This is a genomic window from Tianweitania aestuarii (genome assembly GCF_018457165.1).
Classification (GTDB): domain Bacteria; phylum Pseudomonadota; class Alphaproteobacteria; order Rhizobiales; family Rhizobiaceae; genus Tianweitania; species Tianweitania aestuarii.
On sequence record NZ_JAFMNX010000001.1, the window covers coordinates 979745 to 993795 of the forward strand.

General features: G+C 60.7%; 14 protein-coding genes. 7 read left to right on the top strand and 7 right to left on the bottom strand.

Annotated features, from left to right (window positions below; translation table 11 throughout):
• Window positions 1-132: 132 nt before the first annotated feature.
• The 4 genes from JYU29_RS04695 to rpsF all read right to left on the bottom strand — a co-directional run bounded on the left by JYU29_RS04695 (window position 133) and on the right by rpsF (window position 3071).
• Window positions 133-1407: a cyclopropane fatty acid synthase gene (locus JYU29_RS04695; protein ID WP_213983567.1), complete on the bottom strand. Its 1275-nt coding sequence runs from the start codon at window positions 1405-1407 to the stop codon at window positions 133-135.
• A 134-nt stretch (window positions 1408-1541) separates the two neighbouring features.
• On the bottom strand, window positions 1542-2141 hold the full coding sequence (gene rplI, locus JYU29_RS04700; protein WP_213983568.1) for a 50S ribosomal protein L9: 600 nt from the start codon (window positions 2139-2141) through the stop codon (window positions 1542-1544).
• Window positions 2142-2343: 202 nt separating this feature from the next.
• Window positions 2344-2592: a 30S ribosomal protein S18 gene (gene rpsR / locus JYU29_RS04705; protein WP_173190471.1), complete on the bottom strand. Its 249-nt coding sequence runs from the start codon at window positions 2590-2592 to the stop codon at window positions 2344-2346.
• The gene (gene rpsF, locus JYU29_RS04710; RefSeq protein ID WP_213983569.1) at window positions 2592-3071 is read right to left on the bottom strand and encodes a 30S ribosomal protein S6; all 480 of its coding nucleotides are present in this window, start codon (window positions 3069-3071) and stop codon (window positions 2592-2594) included. The genes rpsR and rpsF overlap by 1 nt, the downstream gene beginning before the upstream one ends.
• Window positions 3072-3433: 362 nt before the next feature.
• Here rpsF and fabD point away from each other — a divergent pair, with 362 nt between their 5' ends.
• The 7 genes from fabD (at window position 3434) to gmk (ending at window position 9789) form a co-directional block, all read left to right on the top strand.
• Window positions 3434-4375, top strand: a complete 942-nt coding sequence (fabD, locus tag JYU29_RS04715) for an ACP S-malonyltransferase (protein ID WP_213983570.1) — start codon at window positions 3434-3436, stop codon at window positions 4373-4375.
• Between the two features lie 42 nt (window positions 4376-4417).
• A complete protein-coding gene (gene fabG / locus JYU29_RS04720; RefSeq protein ID WP_213983571.1) occupies window positions 4418-5155 on the top strand; it encodes a 3-oxoacyl-[acyl-carrier-protein] reductase in 738 nt (245 codons plus the stop codon).
• A 181-nt stretch (window positions 5156-5336) separates the two neighbouring features.
• Window positions 5337-5573: an acyl carrier protein gene (locus JYU29_RS04725; RefSeq protein WP_189501441.1), complete on the top strand. Its 237-nt coding sequence runs from the start codon at window positions 5337-5339 to the stop codon at window positions 5571-5573.
• A gap of 87 nt (window positions 5574-5660) precedes the next feature.
• Window positions 5661-6920, top strand: a complete 1260-nt coding sequence (fabF, locus tag JYU29_RS04730; RefSeq protein WP_213983572.1) for a beta-ketoacyl-ACP synthase II — start codon at window positions 5661-5663, stop codon at window positions 6918-6920.
• 107 nt (window positions 6921-7027) lie between these two features.
• On the top strand, window positions 7028-8206 hold the full coding sequence (gene mltG, locus JYU29_RS04735; RefSeq protein ID WP_213983573.1) for an endolytic transglycosylase MltG: 1179 nt from the start codon (window positions 7028-7030) through the stop codon (window positions 8204-8206).
• A gap of 50 nt (window positions 8207-8256) precedes the next feature.
• Window positions 8257-9129, top strand: coding sequence for a YicC/YloC family endoribonuclease (locus JYU29_RS04740; RefSeq protein WP_213983574.1), 873 nt, complete (start codon window positions 8257-8259; stop codon window positions 9127-9129).
• A gap of 3 nt (window positions 9130-9132) precedes the next feature.
• A complete protein-coding gene (gene gmk / locus JYU29_RS04745; RefSeq protein WP_213983575.1) occupies window positions 9133-9789 on the top strand; it encodes a guanylate kinase in 657 nt (218 codons plus the stop codon).
• Between the two features lie 7 nt (window positions 9790-9796).
• Here the strand turns inward: gmk and rsmA are convergent, their stop codons facing one another.
• From rsmA to JYU29_RS04760, 3 genes are all read right to left on the bottom strand, one after another.
• Window positions 9797-10618 carry a 16S rRNA (adenine(1518)-N(6)/adenine(1519)-N(6))-dimethyltransferase RsmA gene (rsmA, locus tag JYU29_RS04750; RefSeq protein WP_213983576.1) on the bottom strand — a complete coding sequence of 274 codons (822 nt, stop codon included), beginning with the start codon at window positions 10616-10618 and terminating at the stop codon, window positions 9797-9799.
• Between the two features lie 30 nt (window positions 10619-10648).
• Window positions 10649-11575, bottom strand: a complete 927-nt coding sequence (locus tag JYU29_RS04755; protein ID WP_213983577.1) for a SurA N-terminal domain-containing protein — start codon at window positions 11573-11575, stop codon at window positions 10649-10651.
• Window positions 11576-11716: 141 nt separating this feature from the next.
• On the bottom strand, window positions 11717-14035 hold the full coding sequence (locus JYU29_RS04760) for an LPS-assembly protein LptD (protein ID WP_213984267.1): 2319 nt from the start codon (window positions 14033-14035) through the stop codon (window positions 11717-11719).
• Between the last annotated feature and the right edge of the window lie 16 nt (window positions 14036-14051).

The following is a 14051-nucleotide window of genomic DNA, read 5'->3' on the forward strand; positions in this document are numbered from 1 at the left end:
GTATGGTGCTTGCGCCCATGATCCACAGGCGGTGCACAAGCATCACGAACGCCATTGACCTGCCGGATCTTTATCAGAGTCGGCTGGAACGAAACAAGAATATTCTGGCGCTTCTATGCGAGAGTTCGGCGTTCAGTCCTGATCCGCACGTTTGCGCGTTCGCTGCCTGCGGGGGCTGATGCTTTCGGGCAGAAGGGGTAGCGGTGTCGCGTGGTCACGCTCGTAGATGTAATCGCGCGTCACCGGCAGCACATCGTTGCGCTTGGTGATCTGGATCTGAAACACCATCATGTCCTGCCAGCGAAACGCCGCTTCCGAGCCCGAAAGATAGAACTCCCACATCCGGCAGAAGCGCTCATCGTAGATCGCCTTGGCCCGCTCGCGATTAAGGAGGAAGCGTTCGCGCCAGGCCTTCAACGTATCGGCATAGTGATGACGCAGGATCTCGATATCCGTCACCATCAGCCCGGCACGTTCGATGAAGGGCAGCACTTCCGACAGCGACGGGATGTAACCGCCGGGGAAGATGTACTTTCGGATGAACGGGTTGGTTGCGTAAGGCGGACCGTTGCGCCCGATCGAGTGCAGCACCATAACGCCATCGGGCTTCAGCAACGTGGCGGCGGTGTCGAAGAAGGTCTTGAAGTGGTTGACGCCGACATGCTCGAACATGCCGACGGACACGATGCGGTCGAAGCGCTCCGACAAGCTGCGATAATCACGCAGCTCGAAGTGCACATGGTTCTCCAGAGCTTCGTCGTGCACCCGCTCGGTGGAAACCGCATGCTGTTCGGTCGATAGCGTCACGCCCAGCACATCGACGCCGAAGTCGCGCGCGAGATAAAGGCCCATCCCGCCCCAGCCTGAGCCGATATCCAGCACGTTCTGGCCGGGCTTCAGGTCGAGCTTGGCTGCGATGTGTCGCTTCTTGGCCGCCTGCGCTTCTTCGAGCGTCATGTCGGGCCGCTCGAAATACGCGCAGGAATACTGCATGTCCTCGTCCAGGAAGAGCTTATAGAGCTCGCCGGACAGATCGTAATGGCGATGGACGTTTTCGCGCGAGCGCTTCTGGCTGTTCAACTGCTGAAAGCGCTTGAACAGGTTGCGCACGAGGTCGAGCGATCGGCCGAACTGCGAATTGCTCCAGGCCGAGTTGTTGTAAAGCAGCTTGAGCAACGCAAGAACGTCGCCTTGGAGGAAATCGACCTCTTCATCCATGAAGGCTTCCGCCAGATGAAGAGTGGGATCAAAGGCAATGGCCCGCTCGGCCTGCTTGGTCTTGATCAAGACATGAACCGGGCTGCCGGTTCTGTCGCCGAAGTGATGAAGAACACCTTCGGGGTCGGTGATCGTGAGATCACCCGTCTTCACCACGCTTTCAATAACACTGCGCAGAAGTCTGTTCATCCTGGAACTCAAGTGTCGTTGCTTGAAGTCGCGAACTCTGAGAATAACCAGAATGATCCCTGTGACATTGCACCACAAGACATAAAAAAGCCCGGGACGATGATCCCGGGCTTTGGTCCAAATAGTAAGAAGGCTTAAGCTTCTTCGCCGTCTTCGTCCTGGTCTTCTTCTTCGCCTTCTTCGTTCGGATCGAAGAAGTTGTCAGGGCGGGCGTTCTCGTTGATGTCGGCGCCGTAGATCGCTTCAGCGGTCGTCAGCGTTTCGCCGCGTGCTTGGCGCTCGGCTTCTTCCGTGGAGCGAGCGATGTTCAGCGTCACGGTGACTTCAACTTCAGGATGAAGCATCAGAGCGACGTTCGACAGGCCGATCATCTTGATCGGGTGGTTGAGTTCAACCTGGTTGCGCGAAACAGAGAAGCCTTCGGCGGTCAGGATCTCGCTGATGTCGCGGGTTGAAACCGAACCGTAGAGCTGACCGGTTTCACCAGCCGAACGCACCACGATGAAGGTCTTGCCGTCGAGCTGGTCAGCGACCTGCTGAGCTTCCGACTTGCGCTCGAGGTTGCGGGCTTCGAGCTGAGCGCGCTGGCCTTCGAACTTCTTCTTGTTGGCTTCGTTGGCGCGCAGAGCCTTGTTCTGCGGCAGGAGGAAGTTACGGGCAAAGCCGTCCTTGACCTTGACGGTGTCGCCCATCTGGCCGAGGCGCGCGATGCGCTCGAGAAGAATAACTTGCATGGATCTGGTCCTTCGATGTCGCCGGTATCCGGCGAAGATGGCATGGTGCCGCGAAAAAAGGACAGAAGCGGTTCGACCCGCTGATCTCGCTGTCCTGCCTTGCGGCAGTTAGGGCCGAAGATGGCCCAACTCGGATTTGTCTGAGCTCTCCAATCCGCCGACCGGAAGGAGAAACGGGCGGCACGAATGCCGCCCGAAAAGCTTACTTCACGACGTAGGGCAGGAGGCCCAGGAAGCGGGCGCGCTTGATTGCCTTGGCGAGTTCGCGCTGCTTCTTCTGGCTGACAGCCGTGATGCGCGACGGAACGATCTTGCCACGCTCGGAAATGTAACGCTGCAGCAGGCGCACGTCCTTGTAGTCGATGCGCGGTGCGTTGGCGCCCGAGAACGGGCAGGTCTTGCGACGGCGATGGAACGGCCGGCGCGTCGGGATCTGATTGATGTCGACCATTATTCAGCCCCTTCCGTCTGAGCTTCACGAGGACGACGCGGAGCGCCGTCACGGTCGCCGCCGCGCGAACCACGATCACCACGATCGCGATCGCCGAAGCCGCCACGGCCGCCGCGGTCACCACGATCGCCGAAGCGGTCGCCGCGCTCGCGGTCGTCGCGCTTCTGCATCATCGCCGATGCGCCTTCTTCGTGCTTCTCGACCTTGATGGTCATGAAGCGCAGGATGTCTTCCGACAGGCCCTGCTGACGCTCGAGTTCGGCAATCGCCGCGGCAGGCGCGGTGATGTCCATGAGCGTGAAATAGGCCTTCCGGTTCTTGTTCATCCGGTAGGTAAGGGACTTCAGTCCCCAGTTCTCAATCCGGCCAATCGAGCCGCCCAAGCCTTCGACGATACCCTTGTACTGTTCGACAAGCGCATCGACCTGCTGCTGGGACAGGTCCTGACGGGAAAGGAACACATGTTCGTAAAGAGCCATTGTTCGCCTTTCTTCGTTTGATCTTCCGGTCCCAACGGCAAAGCCTCTGCGACATTTCGAGCCACGTGAGGTGGCAGGGAAAGGCGCAACGTCGAGACGGTCGAGAGAGGAGACACGGGAGGCAGGAGACCCTTCGGCTCCACGACAGGCTTTGGCTTGCGCCAAAACACGGCCCTCCGTTCAGCCCCCAGCTGGAACCGGCAGAATGGCGCGCTTATACAGTGTGGCGGGGTAAAAGCAAGGTGCTGGACACGGTCACATGCGCATCTTTTCAGGTCCGCTCCGCCTTCATGGCGCTCGCCAAAGCCTTGACATGGCGGTTGTGCTTGCGTCACACGCGCCGCCAACCAAAGGATGGCGTCATGAGCATCGCATTCACATTTCCCGGTCAGGGCAGTCAAGCCGTCGGCATGGGCAAGGATCTCGCGGAAGCCTTTCCCGAAGCGCGCGCCGTGTTTCAGGAAGTCGACGATGCGCTTGGCGAAAAGCTGTCGCAGATCATGTGGGAAGGTCCCGAAGATCAGCTGACGCTGACCGCAAACGCGCAGCCCGCACTGATGGCCGTTTCGCTTGCCGCGATTCGCGCCATGGAAGCTCAGGGTTTCGATCTGGCCTCGAAGGTCTCTTATGTCGCCGGCCACTCGCTGGGCGAATATTCTGCGCTTGCTGCTGCCGGCACGTTCTCGGTCGCCGACACCGCACGCCTTCTTCGCATCCGCGGCAATGCCATGCAGGCAGCCGTGCCGGTGGGCGAAGGCGCTATGGCTGCCATCATCGGTCTGGAGCAGGATGTCGTTGAAGCGGCCTGCGCGGAAGCCGGTCAGGGTTCGGCCTGTCAGATCGCCAACGACAATGGCGGTGGTCAGCTGGTGATTTCCGGCGCAAAGCCTGCGGTGGAACAAGCAGCACGCATCTGCACCGAAAAGGGCGCAAAGCGCGCCTTGATGCTGCAGGTTTCCGCGCCGTTCCACTCTTCTCTTATGGGACCTGCAGCGGATGCGATGCGCGAAGCGCTGGCGAAGGTTCAAAAGAACGCGCCGAAGGTGCCCGTTGTCGCCAATGTCGTCGTGTCGCCGTTGAGCGATCCCGAAGAGATCGCGGCTCGGCTCGTCGAACAGGTGACCGGCCGCGTGCGGTGGCGCGAAACGATCGAGTGGTTTGCCGCCAACGGCGTGACCACGCTTTACGAGATCGGTTCCGGCAAGGTTCTATCGGGTCTGGCTCGGCGCATCGACAAGTCGCTTGCAACTAACAATGTCGGCACATCGGCCGAGGTCGAGGCCGCGCTCGCTGCTTTGAAGTAAGGCGCAGGCCTGTTAAAGGCGGCGTATCCGAAGGAGATACTCATGTTCGACTTGACCGGCCGTAAGGCTCTGGTGACCGGCGCGACCGGTGGCATCGGCGAAGAAATCGCCCGCGCGCTGCATGCGCAGGGTGCAATCGTCGGCCTTCATGGCACGCGCCAGGAAAAGCTTGAAACGCTCGGCAACGAACTCGGCGAGCGCGTCAAACTGTTTCCTGCCGATTTGAGCGACCGCGACGCCGTCAAGGCGCTGGGCCAGAAGGCGGAAGCCGAGCTCGAAGGCGTAGACATCCTCGTCAACAATGCCGGCATCACCAAGGACGGCCTGTTCGTGCGCATGTCCGATGCGGACTGGGACAGCGTTCTGGAAGTGAACCTGACCTCCGTGTTCCGCCTCACCCGCGAACTTACCCACCCGATGATGCGCCGCCGCTTCGGCCGCATCATCAACATCACGTCCGTCGTGGGCGTGACGGGCAATCCCGGCCAGGCCAATTACTGCGCTTCCAAGGCTGGCATGATCGGCTTCACCAAGTCGCTGGCGCAGGAAGTCGCGACGCGCAACATCACGGTGAACTGCGTGGCGCCGGGCTTCATCGAATCGGCCATGACGGGCAAGCTGAACGACAAGCAGAAGGACGCGATCCTTTCGGCGATCCCGTCCAAGCGCATGGGCACGGGCGCGGAAATCGCCGCTGCCGTTCTTTACCTTGCCGCCAACGAGGCCGGTTATGTGACGGGCCAGACTTTGCACGTCAACGGCGGCATGGCTATGATCTGACTGGGAGGAACGGCAGCATCGTCGCTGTTGTTCGCCCAAACCGGTCACACAAGAGGGCGCTGCGGTCAAAACACTGCAAATCCTGTTGCAAACCCGGTGAAGACCATGTTTTTTCAGCTTGATTAGCGGCAAACGTGCCGCTAACCAGAGCACTCAACGAAGGAAACCCAAGGGCCCTGTCATGAGCGATACCGCAGAGCGCGTTAAGAAGATCGTCGTCGAGCATCTCGGTGTCGAAGCCGATAAGGTTACGGAGCAGGCAAGCTTCATCGACGACCTGGGCGCTGATTCGCTCGACACCGTCGAGCTCGTGATGGCGTTCGAAGAAGAATTCGGCGTCGAGATCCCGGACGATGCCGCCGAGACGATTCTCACGGTCGGCGACGCCGTGAAGTTCATCGAGAAGGCTCAGGCCTGATTGGTTCTACGGACGGCGCTTCGGCGCCGTCCGGTTCAACTAAGGTCGCAAGCTCCATGAGGCTTCGACTTCTCCAGGAGGACGGTCATGAGGCGCGTCGTCGTCACAGGCATGGGCCTCGTGACTCCCTTTGGCTCGGGTGTCGAGCATAGCTGGAAGTCCATTCTCGCGTCCAAGAGCGCGATCAGGAAGATCGATCACTTCCAGACCGACGATCTGCCTTGCAAGATCGCGGCGACCATCCCGCGTGGTGATGGTACGAACGGTACCTTCAATCCCGAAGCGTATCTGGAGCCCAAAGAGCTTCGCAAGATCGCAGATTTCATTCTTTACGGTATCGCGGCTGCTGATGAAGCGCTGAACGATGCCGGCTGGCATCCGCAAAACGAAGCGGATCGTTGCGCCACCGGCGTGATGATCGGCTCGGGCATCGGTGGCCTCGGCGGGATCGCCGAAAACGCTCTGATCCTGCAGGAAAAGGGCCCGCGTCGCGTCAGCCCGTTCTTTATCCCGGGCAACATCATCAATCTCGTATCCGGCCAGGTTTCGATCCGCCATGGATTGAAGGGGCCGAACCACGCTGTTGTTACCGCCTGTTCCACGGGTGCCCATGCCATTGGCGACGCATCGCGCCTGATCCAGTTCGGCGATGCCGACGTAATGGTTGCTGGCGGTGCCGAATCGCCTGTGATCCGGCTTTCGATCGCCGGCTTCTCGGCAACGCGCGCCCTGTCCACCAGCTTCAACGACACGCCTGAAAAAGCGTCGCGTCCCTATGATCGCGACCGCGATGGCTTCGTGATGGGCGAGGGCGCAGGCGTCGTTGTTCTGGAAGAGCTGGAACATGCCAAAGCACGCGGCGCAAAGATTTATGCCGAGGTGGTCGGTTACGGCCTGACAGGCGATGCCTACCACATCACCGCACCGTCGGAAGACGGCGATGGCGCCTTCCGCTGCATGAGCGCGGCTCTCAAGCGCGCCAATCTGGCGCCGAGCGATATCGACTACATCAACGCCCATGGCACCTCGACCATGGCGGACACGATCGAACTCGGCGCTGTAGAGCGTCTGGTCGGCGATGCGGCATCGAAGATCTCGATGTCGTCAACCAAGTCGGCGATCGGCCATCTTCTGGGTGCGGCCGGTTCGGTTGAAGCGATCTTCTCGATGCTCGCCATGCGCGACAACATTGCCCCGCCCACGCTGAACCTCGACAATCCATCGGTCGAGACCGCCGTGGATCTCGTGCCGCACAAGCCGCGCGAGCGGCAGATCGATGTGGCGCTGTCGAACTCGTTCGGCTTCGGTGGCACCAACGCATCCCTGGTGATGCAACGCTACGTCTAAACGGGGGACACGCCCCGTTTCTTACAGGCTCGACCGCATGAGTTGCGATTTCCGCCATATTCGGCGGTAGATTGAGCCTATTCTGCCAAGGAGCACGTCGCGACACGATGAGCATGGATCCCCACGATCAGCCACCTGCCGCCGAGCCGCAGCCAAGCCGGCCAATCGTGCCGAAATCGGCCAAAGGTGCGCTTCGGCCTGAACGCGGTGTGGCGCCTCCGCGCCGCTCCCGCCGCTCACGCAGCCAGTTCGTGGTGTTCCTGAATTTCATCGTCGCCTGCCTGGTTCTCGTTGCCGTGGGCGGTCTGGTTGTGGCCTGGCTCGGCAAATCGATGTTTGAGGGTCCGGGTCCGGCCCAGCACACCGAGCTGGTGATGATCCGTCCGAATTCGAGCAGCGCAACGATCGCCGACACGCTGGAACGTGCCGGCGTCATCAACGATGCGCGTGTGTTTCGCATCGGCCTGCGGGTCAATGGAGCGGATAACCGGCTGAAGGCTGGCGAATACGAGATCAAAGCCGGCGCTTCGATGCGCGACATCATGGAACTGTTGGAAAGCGGCAAGTCGGTGCTCGCTTCGCTCACCATCCCCGAGGGGCTGACCGTGCAGCAGGCCTTCCAGCGCATTGCCGAAAACGATGCGCTGAGCGGTGACATGCCAAGTGAGATGCCGCCCGAAGGTGGGCTGCTTGCCGAGACCGAGCGTTTCACGCGCGGCATGCAACGCCAGGCGCTGATCGACAAGCTGGTTGCTCGCCAGAAGGAACTGGTAGACACGATCTGGGAACGCCGCCAGCCCGATCTTCCGATCAACACGAAGGAGGAGTTCGTGACGCTAGCCTCCATCGTGGAGAAGGAAACGGCAGTCGCTGACGAGCGCCCGCGCATTGCAGGCGTGTTCATGAACCGCCTTCGCAAGAGCATGCGGCTGCAGTCCGATCCGACCATAGTGTATGGACTTTTCGGCGGCGCGGGTAAGCCTGCGGATCGCGCGATCTACCGTTCCGATATCGAGAAAACCACGCCATACAACACGTATCGGATCGATGGACTTCCTCCAACGCCGATCGCCATTCCCGGCCAGGCAGCACTCGAAGCGGTGGCGAACCCGTCGCAAACCAACGAGTTGTACTTCGTGGCCGATGGCACCGGCGGACACGTTTTCTCCAAAACGCTGGCCGAGCATAACGACAACGTGGCTCGTTGGCGCAAATTCCGCCGGGAACAGGCACAGAATGCCGGTCAGTCCGCTACCGAAGCGGAAGAAACGCTCCCCGTCGAATGACGGTCTCGGATAGCCGTTCCAGCACACGATCGCCCGGCGGACTGCAAAGCATGACCGGCTTTGCGCGGGCATCAGCCACGCATGATGGCACGGCCATCGCCTGGGAGTTGAAGTCCGTCAACGGCAAGACGCTGGAAGCACGGCTGCGCTTGGCGCCTGGCTTCGAGCGTCTGGAGCAAGCGGCCCGCCAAGCGCTGCAGCGTCGCTTTGCACGCGGAAACATCCAAGGCCAGCTGACGATCTCGCGCCAGACGCTGCAAACGCCGCCACGGATCAACGAAGCTTTCCTGCGCGAGCTGGCTGCTCATGCCAAGCGCATCGAAGATCAGTTCGGCGCGGCACCGGCGACTTCGGCACAGCTTCTCGCGTTGCGCGGTGTTCTGGAAGTTTCCGATGCTGTGGAAAGCGAAGACGGGCGCACCGCACTCGATGCTGCGATTCTCCTCGCGCTCGATGAAGCGGTCGATGCGATGGAACAGGCGAGGCGCAGCGAAGGCGAGGCGCTTTTTGGCATTCTCGCTGAGCATATCGACCACATCCAAACGTTGACGCAGCGCGTCCAAACAGACCCGTCGCGCGACCCTTCGGTGATCCGAGCCCGGTTGGCTGAACAGGTCCGGTTGCTGATGGACAGCAATGTCGGGCTGGACGAGGCGCGCCTCAACATGGAAGCGGCGCTGCTGGCAACCAAGGCGGACATCCGCGAGGAGATCGACCGCCTCACCACACACGTTGCCGCCGCCCGCCAGCTTTTGGCCGCCGGCGGACCGATCGGCCGCAAGCTCGATTTTCTTGCGCAGGAATTCAATCGCGAATCGAACACGCTTTGCTCAAAGTCGAACGCCGCATCTGTGACGGCGATCGGATTGGAACTGAAGGTCGTGATAGACCAGTTCCGCGAGCAGGTTCAGAATCTGGAGTAGATCATGCGGACGGATACGCCGTCGAACACCATCCGTCGTCGTGGCGTGATGCTGGTACTCTCGTCGCCATCAGGCGCGGGTAAATCGACCATCGCGCGCATTCTGCTGGAGCAGCACGAGTTCGAGCTGTCCGTGAGCGTAACCACGCGTGCGCGTCGCGCGAGCGAAGTGGAAGGCGTGCATTACCGCTTTATCTCGCGCCGTGAGTTCGAGAGCCTGCGCGATGACGACGAGCTTCTCGAATGGGCTGAAGTCCATGGCAATTACTACGGTACGCCGCGCGATGCCGTGGAAAAGGCGATGTCGGAAGGTCGCGACATGCTGTTCGACATCGACTGGCAGGGAGCGCAACAGCTGCGCGAAAAGATGGATGCCGACCTCGTGTCCATCTTCATTCTTCCGCCTTCCATGGCGGAACTTCGCACAAGGCTGAAGCGGCGCGCCGAGGATTCGGACGACATCATCGAGACACGGCTCGAGAATGCCAAGGTCGAGATCGAACGCTGGCGCGACTATGATTACGTCGTCGTCAACGAGGATCTGAACAAGGCCTTCGATGAGGTGAAGTCGATCGTGACCGCCGAGCGCCTACGGCGGCATCGCCGCTGGTCAGGTATGCATGGTTTCGTCAGCGATCTTCTGGCCGAGAATATCGCCTGAGGCACGCCTAAGCGACCGCGTTCGCCAGCCGAACGAACTCTTCGATCTCCAGCGTTTCGGCGCGGCGCGTCGGGTCGATCTCGGCGCGCTGCAACAGAGCTTCGCCACCCAGGGCCTTCAGGCTTTGCCGCAGCATCTTGCGGCGCTGGCCGAAGGCAGCCTGTGTCACGCGCTCAAGCATGCGCAGGTTCACAGCTAAGGGTGCTGGGCGCGGCACGAGGTGAACCACGGAAGAGGTGACCTTCGGCGGCGGCGTGAAGGCCTGCGCGGGCACGTCGAAGGCGATCCGCGCTTCCGTTCGCCAGCCAGCCAGCACGGCCAGTCGGCCAAAAGCGTCGTCACCAGGATGGGCTACGATCCGCTCCGCCACTTCGCGCTGAAACATCAGCGCCATGCTCTCGTAGAATGGCGGCCAAGGCTCCACCGTGAGCCAGCGGATCAGAAGTTCTGTGCCGATATTGTAGGGGAGGTTGGCGATGATGCGCACACGCGAGCGGCCTTCCGCCAACGCGGCGAAGTCGGTTGCCATCGCATCGCCTGGGATCACGGTCAGGCGCCCGGGATAGTGTGCGGAGATTTCGGCAAGAATAGCGAGACAACGCTCGTCACGCTCGATTGCAATGACTTCTGCGCCTTGCGCAAGCAGCGCGCGCGTCAGGCCGCCCGGACCTGGGCCGACCTCGATGACCGTGACGCCTTCAAGCGGCCCGGCAACCCGCGCGATCTTGGCGGTGAGATTGAGATCGAACAGAAAGTTCTGGCCGAGCGCCTTCTTGGCGAAAAGTCCGTGGCGTTCGACAACCGCGCGGAGCGGGGGAAGGTCTTCCATCAGCGTGCGATCAAGCGTCAGACCACAGGCCTAACGCTTGACGATCTGCCCGCGCTTGTGAAGCTCTTCGGTATACTTCTTGCTGAGTTCCGCGGCACCTTCGCTCTTGTCGGCGTCTTCTGCGCCAAAGACCATGCGTGCGACGCGATCGTTCGACACTTCGCGCTGAGAGCAAACGCCGATGAATTCGATGCCGCGAGCGGTTTCCTTGACGCCCGTCGCCCCGCCGGCTTTCGTGGTCTTGATCTGATCGGCCCATTCGGTCGGCAGTTCTGGCTCAAGAACACGGCCGAGATCGCGAACGGTGACGTCGATCAAGCCCTTGGCGAATGTACGTGTGCTGTCGCAGCCGTTGAAGCGCGCGCGCATGGCCTCGGCTTCGCGCTTGCGCTTGCCGAGAATTGAGCTGCGATCCGCAGCCGGCACCACGAAGATCACCTGCTGCAGGAGATATTCGGTGGCCGAAGGCTTGCGGCCTTCCTTCATCATGCGCTGAACGACATCCTGTTCGCTCAAGCGGTTTTCCGACCGCGCACGCATGCCAAGAGCCTGGCCCCAGCCCATCTGGACCCGCATATATTCGCGGAAATGCGCTTTTGTGACGCCAGCCTTGTTTAGGATCTCATCCATCTGCGCAGGGCTTAGCTTGTTGGATTCAGCAAAGCGCTTGTAGGAGTCGTCGAGCTGCGTATCGGTGACATTGACCTTGATGCGCGCCAATTCCTGGCTGCGCAGAACCTGATCCACCATGTCGGTGCCAGCTTCGCTCGGATTGCGCTTCTGCAGCCGCAAGAAGGCGGCGCGCCGGTCTATGTCGTAGCTGGTGATCGCCTGCTTGTTGACGATGTACCTGACTTCGCTTGCCTGTGCCGGCACGGTAAAGGCGAGGGGTGCTGCTGCCGAAAGCAGGGCAACCGCAAAAAGAGGAGCGGCTAGCTTCTTGATGAAAGGCGTCATGAAGTGGGCCTCTTGGGTCTGGATCGCGCTTGTTAACCGCGCTCGTGCCGGTTCAAAGCGGCAAAACGATGACTGCGTTCGGCCCTCTCTTAACCTTGATCAAGCGGTTCCTGCAACCGCTTGGACAAAGGCGCTCGGCGGCTAGTTGAGACCGCCGCGATTGACCTTGCCGAAATCGCCGATGGTGCGGAAGGTCAGATTGAAGCCGACGCCACGTTCCACATCATCAGGATTGTCGATTTCACGGGTCTCGTTCAAAGCGAGTGCAAAGGTGAAGCACTCATCGTCGTAAGCGAAGCCGATGGAATCACGCACCACCACTTCCGACTGGAAATCGTAGATCGCCGATCCGAATACGGACCAGTTCTCGGCCACCTTGGCGCGAGCGCCGACTGTGACTTCGTGACGGTCTTCGGCAAAGCCGTAAAGCGGCTGCTTCTGGATGAAGGCGTATTGCGCCGTCACCGTCAACGGCGCGGTCGTATAGCCGAGCTTGACCTCGCCACGACGCATCTCGAACGAGTCTTCGTCAAACCGTCCACCGATCGCACCCGAGAAGCCGAGCGGGCTGCCGATGCCGAACTGTGCGACGTAATCCGATCGATCGGTTTCGAGACCGGAATAGGCGCCGGCGCTGACGAGATCGGCAGTCGAATAGGAGTTCAAGCCAGCCAGGTGGTAGGATTGGCCGATGATTGCATTGGTTGTCCAGCCATTGCTGAACGTTCCGGAATAGCGGACGCCGAGATTGGCGCGTGTACCGCCTTCAACACGGTCATAGCCGGAGAACTTGTCGGTTTCGAACAAGGAGGTCGCGTCGAATACAAGGCTTTGGGCGTCTTCGTTGGGGATACCCAGCGTTCCGGCGTAGCGCTCATCCGGACGAACCAACAACTGCGCCATCGGCTCGATCACGTGCGAAGAACTGGCCATCGTGAAAAGCACGGGATAGCGAGCTTCGAGGCCAGCCGTTGCCATTCCGCGCCAATACTGGTCACGGATATCGGACGCCGCCGACTGCGCCTCGATGGCGGCAATCGTGTTGTCTTCGAAGCTTGTATAGATGCCGTCGCCGCGCACTTGCAACAGTGGCGTCAACGCCAATCCGCCAGGCGTGATCAGCGTGCGGCGCCACTCGGCCTGCGCTGTGGCGCGACCCGTGTTGCCGTCGATGCCGCGGATGTTCTGGCCGTCGATGATGTTTGGTACGATACCCGGGAAATGCGGGTAGTCGTCGATCGCCAGCCGATCACGCGAGATGTTCTGCACGTTGATGTCGATCGACAATTCGCCGCCAGCCACAGGCGTATCGGGGGTAACCGAATAATCGAAGCTCGGCAGAACCCACGGCTGCTTTTGCGAGACCGAGTCCGGATCGGAGTTCAAAACATCTTCCTGAACCTGGAACTTCATGGCCCGAAGGTCGAAGTAGTTCCGATCGTTCAAGCCGGTCAGGTAGACTTCCGAACGGTGCACGTAGCTCGCATAGCGATCAAGGCCGTAGGTGTAGGCAAAGTTCTTGTCGGTCTGCGCAAGAACGTCCCAACCGAAGGTCCAGCGCGGATTGATGCGGAACGCACCCGAGGTTGTCACTGCGCCGCGGAACTTCTCGTCACGGTCGACTGTGTTTTCGTCGAACGCATCGGGATTGGCCTGGTTGATGCCGGCCACCCGAAGGTTGAACGCGCCATTTTCAAAACGCTGGCGCCATTCGGCCTCGCCCATGAAGCCCTGACGCGTGTAGCCGCGCGGCGTAATGGTCAGATCGTAGCTCGGATTGAGGGCAACATAGTACGGAACGGCCGCACTGAAGCCGAGTTCGTCCTTGTAGCCGAAGGTAGGGAACAGAAAACCGCTCTTCTGTTTAACCGTCGGATCAGCGACCTCGAAGGCGGGCAGATAGGCGATCGGGAAGCCGAACATTTCGAAGCGGGCGCGCTCGAAACGAACAACCTTGGTCTGGCCGTTCCAGATGATCTTCTGCGCCTTGACGCGCCAGATCGGCGGCTTCTCGGGCTTTTCTTCGCAGGGCTCGCAAGCGGTGTAAACGCCCTGGTTGAAGGTCGTCACCACGCCGTCGCGCCGCTCGGCGCTTTCGGCAGCGAAGTAGGTCTTGTCTGGCGTTTCGATGCGCAACGCATTCACGAAGCCGTCGCGGAAGTCGTCCGTGACGTCGATGCGATCGGAATAAATGATGTTGCCGCTTTGATCGATCGCCTGAACGTTGCCGCTAGCAACCAAGCGACCGGTGGCGCGATTGTAAGCAACACGCTGCGCCACAACACGATTGTTGTTGTAGTCGATCTGAACGCCGCCGACGGCTGTTACCGTCTGCGCATCGTTGTCGTAAACCAGCGTATCGGCTTCGAGCAGCATCTGCCCGCCTTCCGGAATCCGGTCGCGGACAGCGGTCTCTTCCACCGTCTGAGCGGACGCCAGCGCAAGCGACGTTGCGGCCATGATACAGCCAAGCGCA

What these genes read in the sequence shown, in the direction of transcription:
- JYU29_RS04695 (WP_213983567.1), bottom strand. Translation starts at nt 1,407, where the DNA reads ATGAACAGACTTCTGCGCAGTGTTATTGAAAGCGTGGTGAAGACGGGT.
- rplI (WP_213983568.1), bottom strand. Translation starts at nt 2,141, where the DNA reads ATGCAAGTTATTCTTCTCGAGCGCATCGCGCGCCTCGGCCAGATGGGC.
- rpsR (WP_173190471.1), bottom strand. Translation starts at nt 2,592, where the DNA reads ATGGTCGACATCAATCAGATCCCGACGCGCCGGCCGTTCCATCGCCGT.
- rpsF (WP_213983569.1), bottom strand. Translation starts at nt 3,071, where the DNA reads ATGGCTCTTTACGAACATGTGTTCCTTTCCCGTCAGGACCTGTCCCAG.
- fabD (WP_213983570.1), top strand. Translation starts at nt 3,434, where the DNA reads ATGAGCATCGCATTCACATTTCCCGGTCAGGGCAGTCAAGCCGTCGGC.
- fabG (WP_213983571.1), top strand. Translation starts at nt 4,418, where the DNA reads ATGTTCGACTTGACCGGCCGTAAGGCTCTGGTGACCGGCGCGACCGGT.
- JYU29_RS04725 (WP_189501441.1), top strand. Translation starts at nt 5,337, where the DNA reads ATGAGCGATACCGCAGAGCGCGTTAAGAAGATCGTCGTCGAGCATCTC.
- fabF (WP_213983572.1), top strand. Translation starts at nt 5,661, where the DNA reads ATGAGGCGCGTCGTCGTCACAGGCATGGGCCTCGTGACTCCCTTTGGC.
- mltG (WP_213983573.1), top strand. Translation starts at nt 7,028, where the DNA reads ATGAGCATGGATCCCCACGATCAGCCACCTGCCGCCGAGCCGCAGCCA.
- JYU29_RS04740 (WP_213983574.1), top strand. Translation starts at nt 8,257, where the DNA reads ATGACCGGCTTTGCGCGGGCATCAGCCACGCATGATGGCACGGCCATC.
- gmk (WP_213983575.1), top strand. Translation starts at nt 9,133, where the DNA reads ATGCGGACGGATACGCCGTCGAACACCATCCGTCGTCGTGGCGTGATG.
- rsmA (WP_213983576.1), bottom strand. Translation starts at nt 10,618, where the DNA reads ATGGAAGACCTTCCCCCGCTCCGCGCGGTTGTCGAACGCCACGGACTT.
- JYU29_RS04755 (WP_213983577.1), bottom strand. Translation starts at nt 11,575, where the DNA reads ATGACGCCTTTCATCAAGAAGCTAGCCGCTCCTCTTTTTGCGGTTGCC.
- JYU29_RS04760 (WP_213984267.1), bottom strand. Translation starts at nt 14,035, where the DNA reads ATGGCCGCAACGTCGCTTGCGCTGGCGTCCGCTCAGACGGTGGAAGAG.